Source organism: Pseudomonas sp. KK18 (assembly GCF_037094675.1).
Taxonomy (GTDB): Bacteria; Pseudomonadota; Gammaproteobacteria; order Pseudomonadales; family Pseudomonadaceae; genus Aquipseudomonas.
On record NZ_CP146605.1, the window covers coordinates 2,184,071 to 2,199,533 of the forward strand.

Sequence of the window (15,463 nt, forward strand, 5' to 3'; positions counted from 1 at the left end):
TTGACCTTATTGGGGGCTGCTTCGCACCCCAGCGGGAGCAAGCTCCCTCGCCACAGCAAGCTCCTCGCCACAACAAGCTCTCTAGCCACAGAGAGTGCCTGCAAATTTGAACATATCGTTTGGTTCTTGGGTGTAATTCGAGATTATTCACTGCCTGTCTGTAGGGTAATTTACCCTGATGTGTAAGGCATGCCTGTTTAACCTGAAGGCCATTGATGGTGCCAGGCAGGGAGCGCATGGTCGGGGTTCGGTAACTTAAAAAGGACGAACCCCATGCTGGTATTAAGCCGCGCGGTAGGTGAAATAATTTCGGTGGGTGACCAGATCACCTTGCGCATTCTGGAAGTGAACGGCACCCAAGTGAAGTTGGGTGTGGAAGCGCCGGTGGGGGTCAATGTGCACCGGGCGGAGGTCTATCAGAAGATCCTCAGTCGCCACGGGCAGCAGACCAATATCCATCCAGTGCCTGTGCCCAATCCTTGAGTCTCAGTCGAACAGGTGCTTGGGCACATCGTGCTTGAGCATCAACTGGCACTGCTCGCTTTCGGGGTCGAAAACAATCAGCGCCTGGCCCTTGGTCAGCGCCTGTCGTACCCGCAGCACCCGTGTTTCCAGGGGTGTGTCGTCACCATTGTCGGTGCCGTCGCGGGTCACGAAGTCTTCGATGAGGCGTGTCAGGGTGTCGACTTCAAGTGCATCGTAGGGAATCAGCATACAAGCCTCGGCTAGGGAATCCCGGCGATGCTACTGCGCCGGGATCCGAGTTGCCAGTCTCAGGTTTTTTGGCCCACCAGGCTGTCCACCGACGGCACGCGGGTATCACTCTCCATTTGTGTGTCGTGTTCGATCTGGTGACTGAACCGGTCGAGGGAGCCCTTGGCCGGCTGTGCATCGCTGGCGAACACCGGCGGGCTGAGGATGTACGCGCCCAGCAGGCGACTCAGGGCGGCGAGGCTGTCGATGTGCGTGCGCTCATAGCCGTGGGTGGCATCGCAACCAAACGCCAGCAGTGCGGTGCGAATGTCGTGGCCGGCGGTCACCGCCGAATGCGCGTCGCTGAAGTAGTAGCGAAACAGGTCGCGACGCACCGGTAGCTCATTTTCCGCCGCCAGGCGCAGCAGGTGGCGGGACAGGTGATAGTCATACGGCCCGCCGGAATCCTGCATCGCCACACTCACCGCGTGCTCGCTGGAGTGCTGCTCGTGGGCCACCGGCGCAATGTCGATGCCGACGAACTCACTCACATCCCACGGCAATGCCGCCGCCGCACCACTGCCGGTTTCTTCGGTGATGGTGAACAGCGGATGGCAGTCGATCAGCAGCGGCTGGCCGCTGTCGACAATCGCTTTGAGCGCCGCCAGCAGCGCGGCAACCCCCGCTTTATCGTCCAGGTGGCGGGCGCTGATATGCCCGCTCTCGGTGAACTCCGGCAGCGGGTCGAAGGCGACGAAATCGCCGACGCTGATACCCAGGGAGTCACAGTCGGCGCGGGTGGCGCAGTAGGCATCCAGGCGCAGTTCGATGTGGTCCCAACTGATGGGCATTTCATCCACGGCCGTATTGAACGCGTGACCGGAGGCCATCAACGGCAGCACGCTGCCACGGATCACGCCGTTATCGGTGAACAGGCTGACGCGGCTGCCTTCGGCAAAACGGCTGGACCAGCAGCCGACCGGCGCGAGGGTCAGGCGGCCATTGTCCTTGATCGCCCGCACGGCGGCGCCGATGGTGTCCAGGTGCGCGGAAACGGCGCGGTCGGGGCTGTTTTTCTGGCCCTTGAGGGTGGCGCGGATGGTGCCGCGCCGGGTCATTTCAAAGGGAATGCCCAGTTCTTCAAGGCGCTCGGCGACGTAGCGCACGATGGTGTCGGTAAACCCGGTGGGGCTGGGAATGGCGAGCATTTCCAGCAGCACTTTTTGCAGGTAAGCGAGATCCGGTTCGGGGATGGTTCGGGTCATAAAGACTCCTGATGAGTTGAGGATGATCGTTCCCACGCTCTGCGTGGGAATGCCTCATGGGACGCTCTGCGTCCTCTCTTGTGACGCGGAGCGTCACGGGCTGCGTTCCCACGCAGAGCGTGGGAACGATCATTCACGCCGTCGGTTGGCTATGGGGAAACAACAGGTCCACGAACTTTTCAGCCGTCGGCTGCGGTTCATGGTTGGCCAGCCCGGCCCGTTCGTTGGCTTCGATAAACACGTAGTCCGGTTGGTCGGCGGCCGGCACCATCAGGTCCAGTCCCACCATGGGAATGTCGAGGGCACGGGCGGCGCGCACGGCGGCGTCCACCAGGGTCGGGTGGAGGATGGCGGTGACGTCTTCCAGGCAACCGCCGGTGTGCAGGTTGGCGGTACGCCGCACCGCCAGGCGTTCGCCACGGGGCAGGATGCTGTTGTAGTCGTAGCCGGCCGCCTGCAGGGTGCGTTGGGTTTCATGGTCCAGGGGAATTTTGCTTTCGCCATCGGTGGCGGCCTGGCGTCGGCGGCTCTGGGCTTCGATCAACGCGCCAATGGAATGCTGACCATCGCCGGTGACTTCCGCCGGGCGGCGAATGGCGGCGGCGACCACTTCAAAGCCGATCACCAGAATGCGCAGGTCGAGGCCTTCGTGGAAGCTTTCCAGCAGTACACGGGTGTCGAATTGGCGGGCCGCCTCAATGGCTTTTTGCACGTCTTCAATGGTCTGCAAATCCACCGCCACACCCTGGCCTTGTTCGCCATCCAGCGGCTTGACCACAATACGCTGGTGCTCGTCGAGAAACTCCAGGTTGTCATCGGCACTGCCGGCCAATTGCTGGGCCGGAAGGTTCAGGCCTGCGGCCTTGAACACCTTGTGGGTCAGGCTCTTGTCCTGGCACAAAGTCATGCTGATGGCGCTGGTCAGGTCGCTGAGGGATTCGCGGCAGCGCACCCGGCGGCCACCGTGGCTCAGGGTGAACAAGCCGGCATCGGCATCGTCCACTTGCACGTCGATCCCGCGCCGATGGGCTTCCTCGACAATGATCCGCGCATAGGGATTGAACTCCGCCTGCGGGCCAGGGCCGAGGAACAGCGGCTGGTTGATCCCGTTCTTGCGCTTGATGGCGAAGGTGGTCAGCGCGCGAAAGCCAAGCTTGGCGTAGAGACTTTTCGCCTGGCGGTTGTCGTGCAGCACCGACAGGTCGAGGTAGCTCAGGCCACGGCTCATGAAGTGTTCGATCAAGTGGCGCACCAGCACTTCACCCACCCCGGGGCGGGTACATTGCGGGTCGACCGCCAGGCACCAGAGGCTGCAGCCGTTCTCCGGATCGTGAAAGGCCTTCTGGTGGTTCAGGCCCATCACGCTGCCGATCACCGCGCCGCTGTCTTCGTCCTCGGCGAGCCAATACACCGGGCCGCCTTGATGGCGTGGCGTGAGCAGCGCCGGGTCCACCGGCAACATGCCGCGCCCCTGGTACAGCTGGTTCACCGCCTGCCAGTCCGCCTCGGTTTGTACCCGGCGAATCCGGAACCCGCGAAACACTCGGGTCGCCGGACGATAGTCGGTGAACCACAGGCGCAGGGTATCGGACGGGTCGAGAAACAACTGCTGGGGATCAATCCCGAGGATCTGCTGCGGCGCCGCCACATACAGCGCGATATCCCGCTCGCCCGGCTGCTCGTTGAGCAACTCCAGGGCCAGGCTCGCCGGGTCCGGGAAGGTGTGGCCGATCAACAGCCGGCCCCAACCGCAATGCACGGCAATCGGCGTGGGGTCCAGTTCGCTGCCGTCTTCGGCGAAGCGGGCTTGCAGGCGCTCGTAGGAGGGCGCCTGCCCTCGCAGCAAGCGTTGGCTGTAAGCCGTGGCATGAGGTTTCATGAATCAGATTCCTTGTTCGCTGAGCCACAGGTTCAGCGCCGCCAGTTGCCACAGCTTGGAGCCGCGCAACGGGGTCAGTTGGCCTTGGGGATCGGTGAGCAGGCGGTCGAGCATGGCCGGGTTGAACAGGCCGCGGTCCTGGCCTGGGTCCAGCAGCAGCTCACGCACCCAGTTCAAGGTGTCACCCTGCAAATGCTTGAGGCCGGGCACCGGGAAGTAGCCTTTCTTGCGGTCGATGACCTCGCTCGGGATAACCCGGCGCGCCGCTTCCTTGAGCACTTGCTTGCCGCCGTCCGGCAATTTGAATTTGCCCGGCACGCGGGCCGACAGTTCTACCAGGCGATAGTCGAGAAACGGCGTGCGCGCTTCCAGGCCCCAGGCCATGGTCATGTTGTCGACGCGCTTGACCGGGTCATCCACCAGCATCACGGTGCTGTCCAGGCGCAGGGCTTTGTCCACCGCCGCATCGGCGCCGGGCTGGGCGAAATGCTCGCGCACGAAGTCACCGGCGGCGTCATTCGCGGTCAACCATTTCGGCGCGACGGTAGCGGCGTAGTCGTCGTAGCTGCGGTCGAAAAATGCGTCGCGGTAGGCCGCGTACGGGTCGCTTGCGCCATCCACCTGCGGGTACCAGTGGTAACCGGCGAACAGTTCATCGGCGCCCTGGCCGCTTTGCACCACCTTGCAATGCTTGGCCACTTCCCGGGACAGCAGGTAGAAGGCAATGCAGTCATGGCTGACCATCGGCTCGCTCATGGCACGGAACGCCGCCGGCAATTGCTCGATGATTTCGCTTTCGGCGATACGCAGTTGGTGGTGACGGGTGCCGTAATGCTTGGCGATCAAGTCTGAATACTGGAACTCGTCGCCGCGCTCGCCGCCAGCGTCTTCAAAACCGATGGAGAAGGTCGACAGGTCCTGCACGCCGACTTCCCGCAACAGACCCACCAGCATGCTGGAATCGACACCGCCGGAAAGCAGCACGCCCACATCCACCGCCGCCCGCTGACGAATCGCCACGGCTTCGCGGGTGCTGTCGAGCACGCGGTCGGTCCAGTCTTCCAGGGTCAGGTTGGCTTCACCGGCGTGGGGGCCGTAGGGCAGGGTCCACCAGGTTTTCTGTTCAGTCTTGCCATCGGCGTCGATGCGCATCCAGGAGGCGGGCGGCAGCTTTTCAATGCCCGCCAGCAGGGTGCGCGGCGCCGGCACCACGGCGTGGAAGTTCAGGTAGTGATTGAGGGCCACCGGATCGAGGATCGGGTTGATATCGCCACCCTTGAGCAGCGCCGGCAGGGCCGAGGCAAAACGCAGGCGCTGGCCGGTGCGCGACAGGTACAGCGGCTTCACGCCGAGGCGGTCACGGGCGATAAACAGGCGCTGGGCATCGCGCTCCCAGATGGCGAAGGCGAACATCCCGTTGAGCTTGGGCAGCAGGGCTTCGCCCCAGGCGTGGTAGCCCTTGAGCAGCACTTCGGTGTCGCCACCGGAATAGAAGGCGTAGCCCAGGGCTTCCAGCTCTTCACGCAATTCCGGGAAGTTATAGATCGCGCCGTTGAACGCCAGGGACAGGCCCAGCTGGGCGTCTACCATCGGTTGGGCGGAGCCATCCGACAGGTCCATGATTTTCAGGCGTCGATGGCCCAGGGCAATCGGCCCCTGGGCATGAAAGCCCCACGCGTCAGGACCGCGTGGCGCCAAGTGATGGGTGATTCGTTCCACCGCTGCCAGGTCGGCAGGTTGGTGATCGAAACGTAACTCTCCAGCTAATCCGCACATAAATTCCTTACCGGTTTTTCCGTTGGGGAGGGATAGAAATGCAGCCCGCCAAAACGGCGGGTACCCAGAGACTGACCCGGGTAAATTGTGGGAGTTTTAGAACAATACGTTATAAGGCAAAGAGCCTTGACGGGTTGCAAGCCCGTCGTGGCCCTCAGGATTTGCCTGGGTTACCGCGGATCAGGGCACGCAGCGCGAAGCGATTGGGGTGACAGGCTTCGCTGACACTGCGCGGCAGCGGCAGGGGCTCATTGTCGAGCCAGGCGGCCAGCAGCTCTGCACAGAGTGGCGCGGTGACCAGCCCCCGTGAGCCATGGCCACTGTTGATATACACGCCGTGCAACCACGGGCACGGCGCATCAGGGACCTGCCGGGCGTCTTTGCCAAGGGCGGCGTAGGTGTGATCAAACGCCTCTCGCTGCGCCAGCGGCCCGACGATCGGCAGGTAGTCCGGGCTGGTGCAACGGAAGGCGGCGCGGCCTTCAAGCTGTTCGGGTGCCAGGCTGTCGGCGCCCAGGCGTTGCAGCAAATCGAGGGAGATTTCCCGCAGCATCTCCAGATTGCCCGCGTGCTCGGCCACCGTGGGCGTAAGGTCATCGCTCTTGAAGTCGAAGCTGGCACCGAGGGTGTGCTCGCCCAGGCGTGGCGGGGCGACGTAGCCCTCGGCGCACACTACTGTGGCCAACGCCTGGCTTTGCGCCGTTTGCGGCAGGCGAGTGATTTGCCCGCGGATGCGCTTGAGGGGCAAGTCAGCGCTGAAGGAAAACCGCTTGATCTCGGCGGCGCCGGCCAGCACGACCACACTGGCTTGAGCCAGAACCGTATCGCCCTGCAACGCCTGCCACTGACTGTCGACCTGCTTGAGCTCAAGGGCGTCGTGGTGCTGGAGCACTTCGATCAGCGGGTGCCTGGCTTGCCATTCGCACAGCGCCGGCGGGTGAACCCAGCCGCCTTCGGGGAAGAACAAGCCGCCGTGCTCCAGCGTTATCCCGGCGCGCGCCTGTGCCTGCTCTTTATCCAGCAGGTGCAACAGGTCCTGGGCAAAAGCGCCGGCCAGTTGTGCCTGGCGCTCGGCTTCCTTGGCGTTGAAGGCCAGTTGCAGCACGCCGCAGCCATCCCAGTCCACGCCACGTTGCAGGTGTTCCAGCAGGCGCCGGGTGTGGCCGAAACCGCTGAGAATCAACTGCGAAAGTGCCGTGCCATGGGCGGAAAGCTTGAGGTACAACACCCCTTGCGGGTTGCCGGAAGCTTCCTGTGCGAGCGCTGCGTGGCGTTCCAGCAAACTGACGCGCCAGCCGCGTGCCGCCAGGCTGGCCGCCGTGGCGCAACCGGCCAGGCCACCACCGATGACCAGTGCATGGCGTTCACCGGAAACCGCAGGTGGGCGCGCAAACCAGGGTTTTGCCGCGGCAGGCGCAGGCGTTTCAGCGGGCCAGCCGAGAAACTCACCCCGCAGGATTTCCCACTTGTGGCCGATGCCGGGGGTGCGCTTCATCTTGAACCCGGCGGCGTTGATCAACCGCCGTACCCAGCCGGTGCTGGTAAAGGTGCTGATGGTCGAGCCCGGCGCCGCCAGCCGCGCCAGTTCGGCGAACAGCTCGGCAGTCCACATGTCGGGGTTCTTGGCCGGGGCGAAACCGTCGAGGAACCAGGCGTCGACCTGTGCGTCCAGTTGCGGCAATTGCTCCAGGGCGTCGCCGATCAGCAACGTCAGGGTGACTCGACCGTTATCCAGTACCAGCCGCTGGAAGCCTTGGTGAATCGCGATGTATTGCGCCAACAGCTGCTCGGCGAACGGTGCCAGTTCCGGCCAGAGGGCGAGGGCGCGCTGCAGGTCGGCGTGGCTCAGCGGGTACTTTTCCACGCTGACAAAATGCAGGCGTGCACCCGCCACCGCGTGTTGATCAAACAACTGCCAGGCGCACAGGAAATTCAGGCCGGTGCCGAAGCCCGTCTCACCAATCACCAAGCGCCCGCCCATCGGCAGCGCCGCAAAGCGTTCCTGCAAACGGTTCTGTTCGAGGAACACGTAGCGGGTTTCTTCAAGGCCCGACTTGTCGGAGAAGTACACGTCATCGAAGACCCGCGAGTGCGGGCGACCTTGGTCATCCCAGTCAAGCTGGGCGTGGGATACGGGGTTCATGAGCGGCTCGGCAAAGGCAAGGCGGCCATTCTAGCTGATCAACAGGGTTGTCATTGATCCATGGCAAGCCGCTGTGGAATTTCCTGCCACGTGTTGTTGCCCAATCCGCTAGTCTTGATCACTTCTGGAACGGAGCCGCCCATGTTCGAATCTGCCGAAATCGGTCACGCCATCGACAAAGACACCTACGACGCCGAAGTGCCGGCCCTGCGTGAAGCCTTGCTGGAAGTGCAGTACGAACTGCAACAGCAGAAGCGCTTCCCGGTGATCATCCTGATCAATGGCATCGAAGGTGCGGGCAAGGGTGAAACCGTCAAATTGCTGAATGAATGGATGGACCCGCGCCTGATCGAGGTGCGCACCTTCGACCAGCAGACCGACGAAGAACTGGCCCGCCCGCCGGCCTGGCGCTACTGGCGCCAGCTGCCGGCGAAAGGCCGCATGGGGGTCTTTTTTGGTAACTGGTACAGCCAGATGCTGCAGAGTCGCGTCCATGGCGAGATCAAGGATGCGCGGCTCGACCAGGCCATCGCCGGTGCCGAGCGCCTGGAAAAGATGCTGTGTGACGAAGGCGCGCTGATCTTCAAGTTCTGGTTTCACCTCTCCAAGAAGCAAATGAAATCCCGGCTCAAGGCCTTGCAGGACGACCCACTGCACAGCTGGCGCATCAGCCCGCTGGACTGGCAGCAGTCCAAGACCTACGACAAGTTTGTGCATTTTGGTGAGCGGATCCTGCGCCGCACCAGCCGTGACTATGCGCCTTGGTATGTGATCGAGGGTGTCGATGCGCACTACCGCGGGCTGACCGTCGGCAAGATCCTGCTCGAAGGCCTGCAAAACGCCTTGAAAGTGCCCAAGGGTAAAGCCAGCGGCATGAACCCGGCGCCGCTGCCATCGGCGGTTGACCAGATGAGCCTGCTGAACAGCCTGGACATGAGCCTGAGCCTTGAAAAGGACGATTACGAAGAACAACTGATTACCGAGCAGGCACGGTTCTCCGGGCTGATGCGCGACAAGCGCATGCGCAAGCACGCGTTGGTGACGGTGTTTGAAGGCAACGACGCGGCGGGCAAGGGTGGGGCCATCCGGCGTGTGGCGGCAGCCCTCGATCCCCGGCAGTACCACATCGTGCCGATTGCCGCGCCCAGTGAAGACGAGCGCGCCCAGCCTTACCTGTGGCGTTTCTGGCAGAAGATTCCGGCGCGGGGCATGTTCACCGTGTTCGACCGCTCCTGGTATGGCCGGGTGTTGGTGGAACGCATCGAAGGCTTCTGCACGCCGACGGACTGGATGCGCGCCTACGGCGAGATCAACGACTTCGAAGAGCAACTGCGCGACGCCGGGGTGATCGTGGTCAAGTTCTGGCTGGCGATCGACAAGCAGACGCAGCTGGAGCGGTTCCAGGCCCGCGAGGAAATCCCGTTCAAACGCTTCAAGATCACCGAGGACGACTGGCGTAACCGCGAGAAGTGGGACGACTACCGGGCGGCGGTGGGTGACATGGTGGACCGCACCAGCACCGAGATTGCGCCGTGGACGCTGGTTGAAGCCAACGACAAGCGCTGGGCGCGGGTGAAGGTACTGCGCACCATCAACCGGGCGCTGGAGGAAGCGTTCGACAAGACCGACAAGCATGACAAGAAGGACAAGAAGAAGTAACGCCATGCTTTTGCATACGCGGGGTGAATGATTGTCGCGGTTGAAGAGGGCGGGATCTATGCTCGATCCATCTCTCAACAACCACAACAATTGAGGTAGCCCATGCGTGAAGTAGTGATCGTCGACAGCGTGCGAACCGGCCTGGCCAAGTCCTTTCGCGGCAAGTTCAACCAGACCCGTCCCGATGACATGGCTGCCCATTGCGTGAACGCGTTGCTGACCCGCAATGGCATCGACCCGGCCACGGTCGAGGACTGCATCGTCGGCGCCGGTTCCAACGAAGGTGCCCAGGGCTACAACATCGGCCGCAATGTGGCGGTGTTGTCGCAACTGGGTACCGGTACGGCGGGCATGACCCTCAACCGTTTCTGTTCCTCGGGGTTGCAGGCGATTGCGATCGCCGCCAACCAGATTGCTTCCGGTTGCAGCGAGATCATCGTGGCCGGTGGGGTCGAGTCCATCAGCCTGACCATGAAGAGCGTCAACACCGATAACCTGATCAATCCGTGGCTCAAGGAGCAGGTGCCGGGCATTTACTTTCCCATGGGGCAGACGGCGGAAATCGTTGCGCGGCGGTATCACGTCAGTCGTGAAGAGCAGGATCTGTATGCGCTGCAAAGCCAGCAGCGTACGGCTCAGGCCCAGGCTGACGGGTTGTTCGATGATGAAATCGTGCCGATGGCGGTGAAGTACAAGGTTGAGGACAAGAACACTGGCGCGGTGCAGGTGTTGGAGGGGGTGGTGGATCGGGATGATTGCAATCGTCCGGATACGACGTTGGCCAGTCTTGCGGGATTGAAGCCGGTGTTTGCGGAGGATGGGTCGGTGACGGCGGGGAATTCCTCGCAGTTGTCTGATGGGGCTTCCATGACACTGGTGATGAGCCTGGAAAAAGCGCTGGAACTGGGGCTTAAGCCCAAGGCGTTTTTTCGCGGGTTTACGGTGGCGGGGTGTGAGCCGGATGAGATGGGGATCGGGCCGGTGTTTTCGGTGCCCAAGTTGCTCAAGGCCCGTGGGCTGGCAGTGGCGGATATTGATTTGTGGGAGTTGAATGAGGCGTTTGCCTCGCAGTGCCTTTATGCGCGTAATCGGCTGGAAATTGATAACGCCAAGTACAACGTCAACGGTGGGTCGATTTCCATCGGGCATCCGTTTGGGATGACGGGGTCGCGGCAGGTGGGGCATCTGGTGCGTGAGTTGCAGCGGCGCAAGTTGCGTTACGGCATTGTCACTATGTGTGTGGGCGGCGGCATGGGGGCCACCGGCTTGTTCGAAGCCGTACGCTGACTCAGTGTGGGAGTGGCGGTGCGACGATTCGACTTGCTCGCGAATGCGGCGGGGCAGTCGATGAAAATGTTGGCTGATAGACCGCCTTCGCGAGCAAGCCCGCTCCCACATTTGATCAGCACCGTATCCCAATCCGTTCACATCCCCCTAGAATGCACCTCCTCCACCTCAGGCATTCGGGGCACTCATGCACATCTCATCGGGCCGTTGGGTCTACGGTTTATCCCTGGCCCTGCTGACCGCGCTGCTCTGGGGCATTCTGCCGATCAAACTCAAACAGGTCTTGCAGGTGATGGACCCCGTCACCGTCACCTGGTTTCGCCTGGTCGTCTCCGGCAGTTGTCTGTTTATCTATCTCGCCGCCGTAAGGCGCCTGCCCAGCTGGCGTTCCCTCGGACCAAAAGGTGGCTGGCTGGTAGCAATCGCCGTGTGCGGCCTGATGGGCAACTACGTGCTCTACCTGGTCGGCCTCAAACTGCTGAGCCCCGGCACCGCGCAACTGGTGGTACAGGTGGGCCCGATCTTCCTGATGATCGCCAGCGTCTTCGTGTTCAAGGAACGCTTCAGCCTCGGGCAGGGCATGGGCCTGCTGGTGCTGATCATCGGCTTCGGCCTGTTCTTCAACCAGCGCCTGACCGAGTTGTTGACCTCCCTGGGCAGCTACACCGCCGGGGTGCTGACGATTCTCCTGGCCACCACTATCTGGACCTTCTACGCCCTGGGCCAGAAGCAGTTGCTGACGGTATGGAATTCGTTGCAGGTGATGATGGTGATCTACCTGTCCTGCGCGCTCTTGCTGACGCCATGGGCGCACCCGATGGAAGCGCTGCAACTGAGCCCGCTGCAAGGCTGGCTGCTGCTGGCCTGCTGTTTCAATACGCTGATTGCCTACGGCGCATTCGCTGAAGCCCTGGCCCACTGGGAAGCCTCGCGCGTCAGCGCCACCCTGGCGCTGACGCCATTGGTGACCTTCGTCGCGGTAGCGCTGGCCGCCTGGATGTGGCCCGAGTATGTGCACGCCGAAGACATCAATGCCCTCGGCTACGGCGGGGCCGTGTTGGTGGTGCTGGGGTCCGCGACCGTGGCGTTGGCGCCGTCGCTGTTCGCCGGGCTCAGGGCCCGGCGTGCACGATTGGCGTCTTAATGACCGGCTTCCAGCATGTTTTCCGGACGCACCCACTGGTCGAACTCTTCGTCCGTGAGATAGCCCAGCTTCAGCGCCGCTTCCCGTAGGGTCAGCCCTTCGGCATATGCCTTCTTGGCAATCTCGGCGGACTTGTCGTAGCCGATGTGCGGGTTCAGCGCAGTCACCAGCATCAGGCCACGCTCAAGGTGCGCGGCCATTTGCTCGGCGTCGGGTTCCAGGCCGGCGATGCAGTGCTCCTGGAAGTTGCTGCAACCGTCGGCCAGCAGGCGGATCGACTCCAGCAGGTTGTGGATGATCACCGGCTTGTACACGTTCAACTGCAAGTGGCCCTGGCTGGCGGCGAAGCCAATGGTCACGTCATTGCCCAGCACCTGGCAGGCCAGCATCGACAGCGCTTCGCACTGGGTCGGGTTGACCTTGCCGGGCATGATCGAGCTGCCCGGTTCATTCGCCGGCAACTTGACTTCCGCCAGCCCGGCACGCGGGCCGGAGCCCAGCAGGCGCAGGTCGTTGGCGATTTTCATCAGGGCCACGGCCAGGGTCTTCAAGGCGCCGTGCAGGGTGGTCAACGGCTCATGGCCCGACAGCGCGGCGAATTTGTTCGGTGCGGTGACAAACGGCAGGCCCGACAGCGCGGCCAATTCCGAGGCAATCGCCTCGCCAAAACCGTGGGGTGAATTGAGCCCGGTGCCGACGGCAGTACCACCCTGGGCCAGTTCACACACGGCGGGCAGGGCGCTGCGGATCGCGCGTTCGGCGTAGTCGAGTTGCGCTATAAAGGCCGAGACTTCCTGGCCGAAGGTGATGGGCGTCGCATCCATCATGTGGGTGCGGCCGGTTTTCACCAGCTTCATGTGGCGCGCCGACAACTCTGCCAAACCACCAGACAGTTCACGGATCGCCGGCAACAGCTTCTCGGTGACGGCCTGCACGGCGGCGATGCTCATGGCGGTGGGGAAGCAGTCGTTGGAACTCTGGGAACGGTTGACGTGGTCGTTGGGATGCACCGGGCTCTTGCCGCCACGGGGCTTGCCCGCCAGCTCGTTGGCACGGCCGGCGATCACTTCGTTGGCGTTCATGTTGCTCTGGGTGCCGCTGCCGGTCTGCCACACCACCAGGGGAAACTGGTCGTCGTGTTCGCCGGCGAGCACTTCGTCAGCGGCCTGTTCGATCAGCCGGGCGATGTCGGCGGGCAGGTCGCCATTGCGGTCGTTGACCCGGGCCGCAGCCTTCTTGATCAGGGCCAGGGCGTGCAACACAGCCAGGGGCATGCGTTGGTCGCCGATGGCGAAGTTCACCAGCGAGCGTTGGGTCTGCGCGCCCCAGTAAGCGTCATCCGGGACTTGCACTTCTCCCAGGCTGTCGGTTTCGATACGGCTCATCGGGCACACTCCTTCAGGTTCGTTTGCGCAGTTTAGGCCCTGATCGCCCGGTGGGGTTCCCTTAAAAGACTTTTCATCGGATTAAGCCCCGCAAAACCAGGCCCCACAAGGCGTGGGGTTGAGCCGCGGCGTTTTTTAGGCGCAGAATGGGCGCCCTTGGGGTCTTACCTCGCCTGCTAGAAAAGGAAACTCGATGACTCGTCTTCGTGCCATCTGTACCGCGGTTGCTCTGGTATGTGCCAGCGGCCAGGTTTTTGCCGATACCGCCAGCCACAACGCCAGTGCCGAAGCCTTCCTTACCCTGGCCCATGCCGACAAGCTGGGTACCCCGGTGTACATGCAAGTGCAACAAATGTTCGCCCAGCGTTTCGAGCAGACCAAGGCGCCTGCTTCCAAGCAAACCGTCCTGGACACCTACCAGGCCAAGGCCAACACCGCCCTGGACCAGGCCATCGGCTGGAACAAGCTCAAGCCGGACATGATCAAGCTCTACACCGACAACTTCAGCGAATCCGAGCTCAAGGACCTGGTTGCGTTCTACCAGTCGCCACTGGGCAAGAAAGTCCTGGAGAAAATGCCCCAGCTGACCCAGCAATCGGCCCAGATGACCCAGGCCAAGCTGGAAAGCGCGGTACCTGTGGTGAACAAGCTGCTGGAAGACATGACCAACGAGCTGACGCCAAAAGCCCCGGCCCCGGCCAAGAAGAAGTAAACAGGAATGACCATGCAACAGCGTATCGAATCGGCACTCGTCGCCCTGAGCCCGGAACACTTGAGCGTGCTGGATGAAAGCCATATGCACAGCCGTGGGTTGCAGACCCACTTCAAGGCCGTGCTGGTCAGCCAGCAGTTCGAGGGCCTCAACCGCGTCAAGCGCCACCAGAAGGTCTATGCCACGTTGGGTGACCTGATGAGCGAATTCCATGCGTTGGCGCTGCATACCTACACGCCTGAAGAATGGGCGAAAATCGACGCAGCCCCGGCCTCGCCGACCTGCGCCGGCGGTCACTGACACTGTGGCACATCAGCTTGATGTGGCGAGGGAGCTTGCTCCCGCTGGGCTGCGCAGCAGCCCTTCTGCCAATCACCGCGATCTTTCTGAAAGGTTGCAACTGCCTGGTTGGGGCCGCTCCGCAGCCCAGCGGGAGCAAGCTCCCTCGCCACAGTAAGAGGCGGTCCATAATCGTCGCCATTTTTGTTAGAATCCGCAACGCGCCGCTCAGTCGGCGCGTTTTTTTTGCATCCGGTTCACCCTTTACGAGGGTAGCCACCTGGAGAGAACACCCATGACTCAACCGATTGTCGTGGCGGCACTGTATAAGTTCGTCACCCTCGAAGATTACGTCGCCCTGCGCGAGCCACTGCTGCAGGCGATGGTCGACAACGGCATCAAAGGCACCTTGCTGATTGCCGAAGAAGGCATCAACGGCACTGTTTCCGGCAGCCGCGAAGGCATTGATGGCTTGATGGCCTGGCTCAAGAACGACCCGCGCATGGACGACATCGACCACAAAGAGTCGTACTGCGACGAGCAGCCGTTCTACCGCACCAAGGTCAAGCTCAAGAAAGAGATCGTGACCCTGGGCGTCGAAGGCGTCGACCCGAACAAGAAAGTCGGCACCTACGTCGAGCCGCAGGACTGGAATGCGCTGATCAGCGACCCTGAAGTGCTGCTGATCGATACCCGCAACGACTACGAAGTGTCCATCGGCACCTTTGAAGGCGCGATCGACCCGAAGACCACCAGCTTTCGCGAATTTCCCGACTACATCAAAGCCAACTTCGACCCGGCCAAACACAAGAAAGTCGCCATGTTCTGCACCGGCGGCATTCGTTGTGAGAAAGCCTCGAGCTATATGCTCAGCGAGGGTTTCGACGAGGTGTATCACCTCAAGGGCGGCATCCTGAAGTACCTCGAAGAGGTGCCGCAGGAAGAAACCAAGTGGCAGGGCGACTGCTTTGTGTTCGACAATCGCGTGACCGTGCGCCACGACTTGAGCGAAGGCGACTACGATCAATGTCATGCCTGCCGCACACCGGTCAGCGTCGAGGACCGTGCATCCGAACACTATGTAGCTGGCATCAGTTGCCCGCATTGCTGGGATAAGCTTTCAGAGAAGACCCGTCGCAGCGCGATCGACCGGCAAAAGCAGATTGAACTGGCCAAGGCCCGCAATATGCCGCACCCGATTGGCTACAACTACAAGCAATCCCCATCCTCCGAGGCCTGAG

At 62.2% G+C, this 15,463-nt stretch carries 13 protein-coding genes; 7 read left to right on the top strand and 6 right to left on the bottom strand.

Going from position 1 to position 15,463, the window contains the following annotated elements; genetic code table 11:
* Positions 1-273: 273 nt before the first annotated feature.
* Positions 274-483, top strand: a complete 210-nt coding sequence (gene csrA / locus V6607_RS09865) for a carbon storage regulator CsrA (protein ID WP_134326019.1) — start codon at positions 274-276, stop codon at positions 481-483.
* A gap of 3 nt (positions 484-486) precedes the next feature.
* On the opposite strand, the gene V6607_RS09870 is transcribed toward csrA, so the two are convergent.
* From V6607_RS09870 to mnmC, 5 genes are all read right to left on the bottom strand, one after another.
* Positions 487-714 carry a YheU family protein gene (locus V6607_RS09870; protein WP_003192759.1) on the bottom strand — a complete coding sequence of 76 codons (228 nt, stop codon included), beginning with the start codon at positions 712-714 and terminating at the stop codon, positions 487-489.
* Between the two features lie 59 nt (positions 715-773).
* Entirely contained in the window at positions 774-1,958 is a 1,185-nt protein-coding gene (locus tag V6607_RS09875) for an osmoprotectant NAGGN system M42 family peptidase (protein ID WP_003216760.1), read from the bottom strand.
* Positions 1,959-2,091: 133 nt separating this feature from the next.
* On the bottom strand, positions 2,092-3,837 hold the full coding sequence (gene ngg / locus V6607_RS09880; protein ID WP_134326020.1) for an N-acetylglutaminylglutamine synthetase: 1,746 nt from the start codon (positions 3,835-3,837) through the stop codon (positions 2,092-2,094).
* Between the two features lie 3 nt (positions 3,838-3,840).
* The gene (locus V6607_RS09885; RefSeq protein ID WP_134326021.1) at positions 3,841-5,613 is read right to left on the bottom strand and encodes an N-acetylglutaminylglutamine amidotransferase; all 1,773 of its coding nucleotides are present in this window, start codon (positions 5,611-5,613) and stop codon (positions 3,841-3,843) included.
* Between the two features lie 154 nt (positions 5,614-5,767).
* Positions 5,768-7,756, bottom strand: a complete 1,989-nt coding sequence (gene mnmC / locus V6607_RS09890; protein ID WP_134326022.1) for a bifunctional tRNA (5-methylaminomethyl-2-thiouridine)(34)-methyltransferase MnmD/FAD-dependent 5-carboxymethylaminomethyl-2-thiouridine(34) oxidoreductase MnmC — start codon at positions 7,754-7,756, stop codon at positions 5,768-5,770.
* A 141-nt stretch (positions 7,757-7,897) separates the two neighbouring features.
* Between mnmC and pap the strand changes: the two genes are divergently transcribed.
* The 3 genes from pap (at position 7,898) to V6607_RS09905 (ending at position 11,846) form a co-directional block, all read left to right on the top strand.
* On the top strand, positions 7,898-9,415 hold the full coding sequence (gene pap / locus V6607_RS09895) for a polyphosphate:AMP phosphotransferase (RefSeq protein WP_102368465.1): 1,518 nt from the start codon (positions 7,898-7,900) through the stop codon (positions 9,413-9,415).
* A 102-nt stretch (positions 9,416-9,517) separates the two neighbouring features.
* The gene (locus V6607_RS09900) at positions 9,518-10,702 is read left to right on the top strand and encodes a thiolase family protein (protein ID WP_134326023.1); all 1,185 of its coding nucleotides are present in this window, start codon (positions 9,518-9,520) and stop codon (positions 10,700-10,702) included.
* A gap of 187 nt (positions 10,703-10,889) precedes the next feature.
* Positions 10,890-11,846 (top strand): DMT family transporter, encoded by a 957-nt coding sequence (locus V6607_RS09905; RefSeq protein ID WP_003216745.1) that lies wholly within the window; start codon positions 10,890-10,892, stop codon positions 11,844-11,846.
* Here V6607_RS09905 and V6607_RS09910 read toward each other — a convergent pair.
* Complete coding sequence (locus tag V6607_RS09910; protein ID WP_003216744.1) at positions 11,843-13,231, bottom strand: class II fumarate hydratase; 1,389 nt, start codon at positions 13,229-13,231, stop codon at positions 11,843-11,845. The two genes, V6607_RS09905 and V6607_RS09910, sit on opposite strands and share 4 nt — an antisense overlap.
* A 193-nt stretch (positions 13,232-13,424) precedes the next feature.
* On the opposite strand from V6607_RS09910, the gene V6607_RS09915 reads away from it, so the two are divergent.
* From V6607_RS09915 to V6607_RS09925, 3 genes are all read left to right on the top strand, one after another.
* Positions 13,425-13,943 carry a DUF2059 domain-containing protein gene (locus tag V6607_RS09915; protein ID WP_003216742.1) on the top strand — a complete coding sequence of 173 codons (519 nt, stop codon included), beginning with the start codon at positions 13,425-13,427 and terminating at the stop codon, positions 13,941-13,943.
* Positions 13,944-13,949: 6 nt separating this feature from the next.
* Complete coding sequence (locus V6607_RS09920; protein ID WP_003216739.1) at positions 13,950-14,243, top strand: BolA family protein; 294 nt, start codon at positions 13,950-13,952, stop codon at positions 14,241-14,243.
* Positions 14,244-14,517: 274 nt separating this feature from the next.
* On the top strand, positions 14,518-15,462 hold the full coding sequence (locus V6607_RS09925; RefSeq protein WP_003216738.1) for a rhodanese-related sulfurtransferase: 945 nt from the start codon (positions 14,518-14,520) through the stop codon (positions 15,460-15,462).
* The last annotated feature ends 1 nt before the right edge of the window (position 15,463 follow it).